This is a genomic window from Reyranella soli (genome assembly GCF_007992495.1).
GTDB classification, from domain to species: domain Bacteria; phylum Pseudomonadota; class Alphaproteobacteria; order Reyranellales; family Reyranellaceae; genus Reyranella; species Reyranella soli.
This window is the reverse complement of sequence record NZ_BKAJ01000141.1, coordinates 26,702-36,530: the sequence shown is the minus strand read 5'-3', so window position 1 is coordinate 36,530 and position 9,829 is coordinate 26,702. Positions and strand designations below refer to the sequence as shown.

Here is a 9,829-nt window from a genome sequence, read left to right as displayed (position 1 = left end):
TTTTGATCCATCGCCTGCTCAATCCGCTGGCCGACGATGCTGGCGGATCTGCGACAGCATCGGCCTGGCGCCAAGCCTGTGGCGAGCCGCGGATTAGGTCGAACAGCACAGCCACGAACGCCGTCGCGGCGGCGAGGCGGACGTCGGTATCGTCCGGGGCATGGAGGCTTCGTAGCGCCGGTCAGCCGCCGTTGACTGTCCAGACGCCGCCCGTCGACCCCGAGCCTCAATATTGGCCCTCAACTCACAGCCATCGCGAGCAGAATTGAATTATCAACAGCCTATGGAAGGATGCCCCTGTCGTCGCCAAGTTAAGCGCGATGCGCAAGCAAAAGACTTGGAGATGCTCGGCCTGCGGCGCCGAGGTTGCCGATCTACCTTTGACCGTGCCTCGCATCAACTCAGCCACGTCGAGCGCCCCCCCATGCAGTCGATAGGATCGAGCCAGACGGGACGCTGGCTGACGACCAGCACCAGCGGCAATGACTACGACGGTACCTCCGCGCACCTTCGCCGACCCTGAGCCCGCCGGCCTGGAACTGGCGGTCACCGCTAGCAATGCGGACATGCCGCCGTCGTCGACGATACGGCGGCCAGGCTGCGCCATCGCGCCTCGCTGGCCGGCGCCACTGCGCAGTGCGGTGCGATCGGACTGCCGTCGCCGCCTTGCCGCCGCCGGCGAACATTTCTCGATTGCCAGCTTGTGCGAGGAAGCCGGCTACCTGCTGTTCCACTTCCCGGCCTGGGCGAAGGTGCGAGTCGGGTAGGGGCTCGGGCGATTGTGATCATGGTAGGCATTTAAGGTGGACGTGCCGGCCGCTCGTGAAGGCGCTCTCCGTGCCAGCGGTGCCGTACTGCTGGACTTTGTGGTAAGCGGCGCTTCTCTTGGAGCAAAGGGGATCCCCCAGATTCCCTAGCTAGACTAGCAACAACCCCAAGGGGGCCGCTGGACGCCTGCATTTACTCCGGGGTGTCTTGCCGGTCTCCTGGCTTCGTAACCCGTCGACCCGGCGGAAGGTACGATCGACAACGCGGCGAACGAGCGAGCCGCCAAGTCTTCCATGACGGCGACCTCGTCCGCCAGGACATTTGATCCCGCTCTTTCCGCCGGCCTGACGGCGTTGGCCAGTCGGCGCCACACGACAGCAGCGGCCGACGTCCCGGCCTTCGTTTCGGGAAAAATAGCGGTAGCTGCGGCGCGCTCGCACAGGCCTGCGACGCGCCGATAGATTTCCTTGGGTTTCATTGTGCCCTTGGTTGGGGAAGGTCCGACGACCTCACGATCGCCAGCTTCCCTGCCCATTAAAGTCCCACACCCAAGAGCAGCAGTACCCTTGAGCCAGCGACCGCTACTCGCGGCATCTTATGCGTTTGCGCGGCCGGCCCAGATCACGCGGGGCATCAACTTTTTGTGTTTAGCAATGGGCCGCTGACATCATGAGTTCGATTTAGAATAAAATGTCTATTTTCAGTGTACTATTTGTATTTTTTGATTCGCTATCGCAAATGCGAGTTTAATCTGATATCAAGGCCGTGGTTGAAGCCGGTATCAGTGCCGCACCGACGCTCGGCGAGGAGTTCAAATTTAGGCCACTTCGAGAAGTAGAGTACGGTGATGGCTCCGCGAGATGGCAACGTTTCATTTCTTGGTAGCCCTACTTGCCGGTGTCGCAGTTGCTGCTCTAGACCGGGACCGCGACGGTTCAACCGCTGTCGGCCAGGGCCTCAGCTCATCAACGATGGGTCAGCTGGAGGTGGGGCTTGCCAGGTCCCTTTCGGCAACAAACTCGGCGCGCTGCGCTTTGAGGCGCCTCAAGAACATCCTTGCCGCCCGCACATCGTGGCCACCCCGATCCAGCTTCGCGATCATCTGGGCCTGAAAGGCAATGTTGGCTTTGCTGGCGTTGGCCTGCGTAGCCGTGGCTATCTTGCAGCTTGACCGCGACAGGGCCCGCCGCGGCCGAGCACTGCCTTGCAGTCTTCAAAAGCCTGCGACCACGTAATCCCCCGCCCAAGGTGACTTGGTAGAAGGACATCGCCTGCTAGAGCCGTTCCTTACCCACGGGGGGTGGGGCTTCACGAGTGCTTAGGTCGCCCAGCAGCTAATTCATCCGACCAGTATAAGCGCCGCCGCCGATATCTTCTGCGTTGAAGCCCGAATGCCAATAATAGCGCACTCCGTCGAACTCCTGCTTCATGCACCAGTCGCGGACCAAACAAAGGTACGGTACCCAATCGCTGGTACTGAGAACTGCTTTTGGGTTCTGCAACAACATAAGATGCGCCGTACATATTACAGCTTTGCCGCTCAAGTGCCCTTCGTTGAGTAGGCCATAGTTTCCTAGATCTTTTCTTCTGGGGAAATTCAAGTTCAACATTCCTTTCTGTTCTGGCGTTGGCGCCCAACAGCAGACTGATTCGTCACGCCTACTACGGCATCGCCGCGTAAGTGAGGTCTCGGGTTCATTGTTGGTAGCCCTTTTGAACCCAACCGTAGATTGTGCGTGTGGGGGCTACTCTACGGCAGCCTCGCTCTCTACACCCAAACCAAGGGAGTGATGGTTAGGCCCCGCATAGGTATAGCCCCTATGTGGGGCCGCTCTGCACGCAGTTGCGGGAGCATCGCGCGGAGCCGGCGCGTGAGCTGCGGCCCCGCGGCCTGAGATTCTTCGGCTCCGGCGCTGCCCGCCAGTTCACGACGATCGACAGCGACAGCCTAGGGCTGGAAGGCGGTAATTCTGTTGAAGATAGCGATTAGCGGCGCTTTTTATGCTGTTCTGTATCTGAGGGCGGGTCAGGGAATGACGATCAGGAGCCTAGTGACGCAAACCGTTGGGGTCGGGCTGTTACTCCTGACCGGCTGCGAGGCGTCACGAAACATGCGCGACGACTGGCTAAAATTAACCTCGTACCAGCCATCGGCGCAGAAATCCCAGTCGGCAAAGAGCGTGACCTCGCCGCGGCTAACCTCGACGCCCCCCGCATCGACCGCCGAGACAGCCGCGGTCGCCGCTACGGCGGCTACGGACGAACGGCCGGGAGGACCCACCACTAAGGTGGCTTCTGACGAACCGCCGGTACGCCCCGCCGCTACTGGCAGTCCGGCGCTCTCACTTGTCGGCAAAAGCGAGACGGAGCTACGCGCCATGCTCGGCGCGCCAACCAGCGAGGAGGACCGTCCCCCCGGTAAACGCTGGCGCTATCGAGACGGACAATGCACCCTGGTCGTCCACCTCTACCCGGACGTCCAGACAAAGCAGTTCGGAGCTCTTGCGTACGAGGTAAAGAGCCATGACGACACCGATGAGGGAAAGCGTGCTTGCACGGTCCAGCTCCAATCCCGAGCCCAGGCTAACCAATAGTTCCGACGTGGAAAGCACATCCGTGTCGCCTTCGTCGAGAGTGACGACGACTTAATGCTGTTGCAGGGTGTCGGTCCAGGCCGCTGAGGCAGCGAGGCTTCGGCGGCTTGGTGGGGCATCTTTTTGAAGTCTGGCCCTCGGCCAAGTGTTGATACGTCGCGGCTTTCTGCTCAGGAGCCGCCTTGGCATCAAAATCCTTGGTCTCGGCGGCTTTCGTCCGCGCATCTTCGGCCCACCCGCGCCAATACTTCGAGGTCCAAAGGATTTTCGTTTTGCTCATGGGGGTAGCGTCACCGAGCCGCTTAACAGAGGTCAAGCTCCCTTTGGTTCAATGCATCGTATGGTCTTCCGTCGGCTCGCGCGCGATCTCGTCGGCGATTTCGATAATGTCCTCGCCGATTGACCGAAGCATATCGGCGCCGACGTTGCGGCGCAGGACGGCCTAGCCGTCCTTCGTCACGGCTATGATCAAGCGGGGTACTTCCAATTGGCTCTCTTCAAGGCTGCGGCGTAGCAAGGCGTCGATTTCGCTCAGCACTGCTTCAAGGATGGCCGCGTCATCGTCTGGCATCGGTCGTTTCGTCCGTGCGGTGGCTGGCTCGACGCGTGTAAGGGCGTGATGGGCAGAACGGACTGCATACGACCCAAGGTCGGGCCCTCGGCCCAGACGATACCCGGTCCCGGTTGTTTATGAGCGTTGTCGTACTCCCCATATGCAATATAACACCGAACATTGACGTGACGTTGAGCCCCTGAGTGCGCAGCAGTGCCAACGCGCGCCGCTTCAATAGCCCTCGGGCGCCCTGAGGATGGGAAATAGACCGCACCAACTTCCGCGCTGGCTTGTCCTTCCGTCGCGCCTGATACGACGCCGCGACAGATTGTCAGCGGTCCACGTCACATAGGTTCACTTCCATAGCGACCTCGGGGCGCGCACCCAGTGCACGCGCGGCAGATTCAGCGGGAAGCCGAATCGGCCGTCGGACGGCGGGGGCTTGGCAAGCGGGAGATCGAAGGCGAAGAAGACGAGCTGATCGGTGCGGCCCTCGTCCATGGCGGCCCAGAGCCCGGTTGAACACCGGCACACCCTCGGCATTGAGAGCGCACAGCTCGGCGTCGAGATGGGCAGACTTAACGGGCAGCCGCTGTAGCGCCCCTACCGTGCGCCGGTAGCGATGTGACCAGTCCAGGCCATGCGCGTGAGCAGTACCGTCTTGCCGCCGTCGATTCGGGCGTGCATCCGATAGCCGTCGTACTTGATCTCGTGCAACCCAGCCGACGCCCGCCGGCGCCTCGTCTACCAGTCGCGCGAGCTGCGGCTTGATCCATTACTGCGGCCGATCGGTCGTTCCTCACCACGGCTAGTGCAGCAGATCTAGGCTACCCCGGATAAGTCCCGGTCCACGACACGAGGGGCCGCTGACGATGAGGCTTGGGATTCGTCGAGCTGCGCTAGGGAGGCGTTCTGAGCGGCTTGTTGGGAGATATACGAAGCCGAGGTCCGTGAGCTTACTTTCCCTTTAGCCAATAGCCGACGACGGTCCCGACAATGCCATAGGCCCACGTGGTGTCGCTCGAGGCGTACTGTTCAAAGAAGATCACATAGAGAGCCGCGCCCAGTATAGCGACAGAGACCATGACTTGCGTGACTGTCACGAGACGGCTGTTAAGCTCCTTCGAACCACTTTCCTCAACGACTACGACGAGGTCACTTGTCCCTAGCGGCCCTTGCCGGCCCAAGGAACCCGGTTCCGCTGCTAGTTCTGGGTGCAACTGCAGCCATAACCCTACCCGGCGATCGGTTTCACCGATGACGTACGTGGCTGCCTCGCGCAGCCTAATGAGTCTGGACCGGCTAACCACCCAAGAGAGAAACGCGAGTAGCAGTATGCCAAGCAGTGCACCGATAATGATCCAGTTCTCAGGGAGGTAATCGGGCACGCGTTGCAGGTATTGAGCCATGTGTTGCAGATACTCATCCAGGTATTCAGGCATGTGTTTTCCCGCTTTTCTGAGAGACGGTAATGGGAGGGATCGAGGCCAAAGGCTCGCCGAGAGGCTACATTTGCACCGCTCTATCCCGAGATAGAAGCTGACTCTTGTTCAGACCACTCGGGCTGCGGAGAATCTTGCCGCTCCGCAAGTGTGGGCCGAACAGAGGCAAGGACACGTCAGTGTAGGCCGAACGGAGCGGAACCAACTTGAAGGAAGAGCCCGTCAACGGCCGTTCCGGCCGCTCACGCTCGGTGGAGACCCGGGGGCGGCCCGGGAGGGCTGAAGTCTCTCCCGAGCCTAACCGCAAAACAGATCTGGCAGGATCTGGCGCGCGGCTGATCGAGCCTAGCTGTGGGGCGTCGGCGCTGTCTGGCAGCAAGGCCACATCTGCGTGCAGTACCACCAAAGAACCCGTGTCGGCCGATCTGCCGCTAATGGATCTTCGATGGCGCCCCGCGGCCTGCCGTCGCGAAGACGGCTAAGCGCTCTCCGCGGGACGGCCGCACCCGAACGGCGATGGACCTGGGCGATGACATTTGCGTCGACACTGGCGCGCAGGCGCCGACATAGGCGGCGAGCGACAGCGTGTACGGGCTTGGCGGCGGATGACTCCGTCAACGTAGCGCGAAGCCGGTTTATTAGCTGCCAATCGGCACAATCTTATAGCGCGAGTGGTCCGGTTGGTCGCCATCGGTCAATCGTAGGGGAAAAGCGCCGAGGCGCCTCCGCTCACGATCCCACAATCGAGTGCCAGCATAGTCAGCGCGGCGCGCGCAGCCGCGGCGTGCAGCCTTCGAGGGACATCAACGGAAGCGCCGCCCGGCTTGGGTTCCGGACGGCGCTACGCTTCTCATGCGGCATTCACCACCTTGGGGGAGGCTCAGACGCACGGGAGCAACGGCGGCAAGCTGGCGGGCATTCGTGACCGGTTGATGTCTTGTTAGACCTCGGAACATGACCAGGGCGCGGGACGGCCGTTCAATCTTAAGAGAGAGCCTGCCAGGGCACTGACGGCCGAACTGAAGAAACATGACGCCGGAATTGCTTTGCAGTCGGGAGCAACTGGAGCACAACTTTTTTCGGACCGTAAAAGAGGGTCGCGACAAACAGCTGGACCTAGACCGGCTCCCTTGTCCCCGAGGACAAGTGAGGGGCAGGCCAGGAGCCGCGAGACCTGAATGGCGCTCCACCCTTTGTTGGGTAGGAGCGGTACGGTTTCACCGCACCGCTCCACACTCCCACTCAGAGGCGCATAGCTGATCGGCCAGCACCTCTCCGCCACACGCTTTCACCGTGCCCCATGTTGCTGCACCGCGGGAAGAGGAATTTCTGCCAACCGAGTACCGCTTTGGCGGTACCACCGTTGCCCTTCCGTCGGTCGTGGTCCGCCTCTCAAGGACACACGCTACGCCGCTGGCCTAAGAGCTTCCGACACCAAACGCTTCGGCACCTCATCACACGCGGCCTTCGCCGGTTGCGTCCGTTGTAAGTCGCGCAGAAGCACGACTTCTCGCGCGCATAGGATGCGCTTGAGCGATGCCAAACTGAAGTCCGGATTGATATCTGTCCAGAATCCATTGGCCGGTTCGATGTTGATCCACCCAACCCAGGTACGCCGCCGTCCGGAGGCCAAATCCCAAGAAGATCGCCGAAATGGCAATCGCGGCGACGCATAAGGCACTACTCTGTACCCCTCCATGCGTCACAACTTGTGCGCTCGGTAGCTGAACGGAGGGTAAGGCGATCACCGACGCGGCCTCCTGTACTAGAAGCTTAAGATTTCCTTTGAGAATCTGTTGAAGAATGCCGATAAGAGCACCAGGCGACACGGACAATGGAATGCATCCATCGATCTCCGATGCCTGCCAATTCTGATAGTCAGTCGATGACGCACGCTCGAAGAGAAGAACGATCTTGGTTTCCGGCCACAGGTCGCGAATGTAGTTCGCGGCAGTAGTAGCGTCGTCGGCCGGTAGTGCGCCCAGGATGACAGGCTCGGCGAATTAGCACACGCTAAGTTGGGTCATGTCTATGTCGGGTTCTTGCCAGCGCCGCTCACTCTTCAGTGAGCTGCCCAAATGCGCCTGTGAAGAACAGCTTCGAAATTCCTGCTTATGGGACGCTGAGCCCTGTTGATGAGCCCATCGGCTGCTGGCTCAAGAGGAAGTGCTTAGTCCAGCGGACAAACCATTTGAGTTGCACCAATTGCACTACTTGACGGTAGCGCCGTGGCTGTTGGTGGCTCTGTCACCGCTTCTCTAGTCTAGCGCCTGGCGCGCAACGACAGGAGATGCGGCGTGACCCATGACGCGCCAGCGCGTTTTGCGCTAGCCAAACCGTCGGAAGCTCCAAAAGCGAAGAGCCCGGGTGTGGAACCGGACCTTCTGAAGTGGGCGTGCCTGGGAATTAACGCAAATACTCGGGAAGTGCTCGCGAAGGATCAAAAGCGCATATCTCGGTGCGCTTGTTCGGCGCTAGATCCGGTTGGCCCATGCTTTTCAACACATCTTGCGGGACCACGAGCTGTGAGCAGAAGGCGACTGCAAGCTGTGAATGCAAGAAGTCTCTGCGACATCTCGCCACCAAAGGTGGCTGCATTGTGCAGACAATTATCTCGGCGTCTGTCGTATAGAGAGCGTGTTGTGTGGGAAGCGTTGGACGTTGAGCGGTAGGGGTACTGCTCAAGCTATCGCCAGCGCTTTAGCTGGGAGTCGTAAATGAGCGATGTACAACCGCGCCTGATAGGCGCGTTGCGGTATCGTGTCTCTGCACGACCGCGGGCTTGCTTCAATCAGGACAATAAGGGGTTGCGCGCCGGCAAGTGTCCGGGCCGCTTTCGGCCACCGGATCGGCCTCGCGTAAACTGAAGTTTGCGCGGCAGCGCCGCGGGCCTCGACAGCATCATCAGCATGATCGTCAGCCAGGGCGGCAATAGTGCCGGCGGGGATCGGGAATGCACGTCTCGACAATGCGCGACACGCTAACGCTGTTCGTTCGGTGGGACTACTTGGGAACGTACATGATCAGTTTGCTGAACCGATCGGGGCGACAGCTCTTTGATCCTCTGATTCAGAAGCTCAGAAGTCTGGGCGTGGACAGCGACACGGAATTGGATGCCGTTCTCAATCGCATCAAGGTGAGAGCGGGCACCCGCCGAGGCGAAGACATTATAGCCCCCGGCAGGTCGGCGAGACATTCAACGCTTCTGCTGGAGGGGGTCGCCTGCTTGTATGAGCGGCCGCCGGACGGCAACCGGCAGATCTATGCATTTCAGTATTCTGGGGACTTCTGTGATCTTCACCAGCACGTGTTGCCGGAAACCAACAATGAAGTCGCTGTAACGGCTCTGACGGACTGCTCGCTCGGCATCATCGAACACAAAGACCTCGAGCAGCTGATCGCGCAATATCCCTCACTGGGCCTGGCCTTGTGGCGGGCCAGCATGCTCGAGGCCAGCATATTCCGCAAAAGATTGCTCAACGTTGGTCGACAGCCAGCGCTTCAGCGCGTCGCCCATCTCCTGTGCGAGCAGCTGGCCCGGCGGGAAGCGGTCGGCATCAACAGCGCAACCATTCCGCTGACCCAGATGGACCTGGCGGATGCGGCGGGCCTGTCGATCGTCCACATCAATCGCACCTTCCAGGAGCTTCGCCGGCTGAATATCCTGTCGAAAGGGGGGCGCACCATCAAAGTGGTGGACCGAGAACGGCTCGTCGATTTGGCCAATTTCGACGGCAACTATCTCAATATGCCGCAGCTGCTTTCACACTGGCAGGTCAAGATAGAGCACAAGCGTCGTTCTCAGGCTACAGGCTTGAGCTGGGTCGTGACAGGATAAGCCCAAGGCGGCAGTTCATCGATGCGGTTCTGAGGATGTCCTTCTACGATCCTGTTTGATGGCGGCAACAAGCTAACGACATGGTTCGACGGCGATCAGCTTGCAGGTCTCGATTAGTGAGCCGATCACCGCGCAGTGCTCGGCGCCGCCATCGGACTCGGCGAACAGAGCGTCTTGCGGTGAGCGCAAGTGGGCGGCTTGTCAGTTCGACGATCTCGTCACGACCATCGTCGAGGAACAGGCACAGTCCTTTGCCGGCGTGACGGGGCATAGCGAATTGCGGCGGCAAGCTTGGTCTTCTGGCCAACTAAAGCTTGTTGCCCAGCCAAGGTTCGAGAGCGGCGACCAGGGACAGGCTGCTTTCCGGGCGGATTGCACCAGGTTGGCTGTAGATCTCGTCCTCGGTCTTGTAGAGGGCTGCAATGCGTCAGCACCTCCGCGGCGATCGCCGCTACATCCACCAAGAAGCCAGAAGACGTGTCCTCGTGTGCTCAGTTCTCGGTCGTAGTCACCATCGCCCCCCCCGTAGTCCGATGCTCCCAGCGTCCAATGTTCTGCGTTTCCTTCCAGTACTTGCGTAGCGGACGGTTTCTATTGTTAGACAGTCTCCATGCCCTGAGCAGCTATTCAGTCC

Annotated in this window: 5 protein-coding genes and 1 pseudogene; 2 read left to right on the top strand and 4 right to left on the bottom strand. The window is 60.3% G+C overall.

Going from position 1 to position 9,829, the window contains the following annotated elements; all coding sequences use genetic code 11:
- The first annotated feature begins 482 nt into the window (after nucleotides 1–482).
- Nucleotides 483–767, top strand: a complete 285-nt coding sequence (locus RSO01_RS34865; protein WP_147155217.1) for a hypothetical protein — start codon at nucleotides 483–485, stop codon at nucleotides 765–767.
- Nucleotides 768–3,804: 3,037 nt separating this feature from the next.
- On the opposite strand, the gene RSO01_RS49585 is transcribed toward RSO01_RS34865, so the two are convergent.
- The 3 genes from RSO01_RS49585 to RSO01_RS34860 all read right to left on the bottom strand — a co-directional run bounded on the left by RSO01_RS49585 (nucleotide 3,805) and on the right by RSO01_RS34860 (nucleotide 5,357).
- The gene (locus RSO01_RS49585) at nucleotides 3,805–3,933 is read right to left on the bottom strand and encodes a hypothetical protein (RefSeq protein ID WP_281291574.1); all 129 of its coding nucleotides are present in this window, start codon (nucleotides 3,931–3,933) and stop codon (nucleotides 3,805–3,807) included.
- A gap of 336 nt (nucleotides 3,934–4,269) precedes the next feature.
- Nucleotides 4,270–4,416, bottom strand: coding sequence for a hypothetical protein (locus RSO01_RS47780; protein ID WP_170303587.1), 147 nt, complete (start codon nucleotides 4,414–4,416; stop codon nucleotides 4,270–4,272).
- Nucleotides 4,417–4,871: 455 nt separating this feature from the next.
- Nucleotides 4,872–5,357: a hypothetical protein gene (locus RSO01_RS34860; protein WP_147155216.1), complete on the bottom strand. Its 486-nt coding sequence runs from the start codon at nucleotides 5,355–5,357 to the stop codon at nucleotides 4,872–4,874.
- Between the two features lie 3,019 nt (nucleotides 5,358–8,376).
- Here RSO01_RS34860 and RSO01_RS34855 point away from each other — a divergent pair.
- A complete protein-coding gene (locus RSO01_RS34855) occupies nucleotides 8,377–9,195 on the top strand; it encodes a Crp/Fnr family transcriptional regulator (protein WP_170303586.1) in 819 nt (272 codons plus the stop codon).
- Here RSO01_RS34855 and RSO01_RS49150 read toward each other — a convergent pair.
- Nucleotides 9,159–9,641: pseudogene (locus RSO01_RS49150) on the bottom strand (transposase domain-containing protein); the annotation flags it as partial. The gene RSO01_RS34855 and the pseudogene RSO01_RS49150 overlap by 37 nt on opposite strands.
- Between the last annotated feature and the right edge of the window lie 188 nt (nucleotides 9,642–9,829).

Excerpts from the sequence above, each read along its gene's own strand:
- RSO01_RS34865 (WP_147155217.1), top strand. The coding sequence starts at position 483 with ATGACTACGACGGTACCTCCGCGCACCTTCGCCGACCCTGAGCCCGCC.
- RSO01_RS49585 (WP_281291574.1), bottom strand. The coding sequence starts at position 3,933 with ATGCCAGACGATGACGCGGCCATCCTTGAAGCAGTGCTGAGCGAAATC.
- RSO01_RS47780 (WP_170303587.1), bottom strand. The coding sequence starts at position 4,416 with ATGGACGAGGGCCGCACCGATCAGCTCGTCTTCTTCGCCTTCGATCTC.
- RSO01_RS34860 (WP_147155216.1), bottom strand. The coding sequence starts at position 5,357 with ATGCCTGAATACCTGGATGAGTATCTGCAACACATGGCTCAATACCTG.
- RSO01_RS34855 (WP_170303586.1), top strand. The coding sequence starts at position 8,377 with ATGATCAGTTTGCTGAACCGATCGGGGCGACAGCTCTTTGATCCTCTG.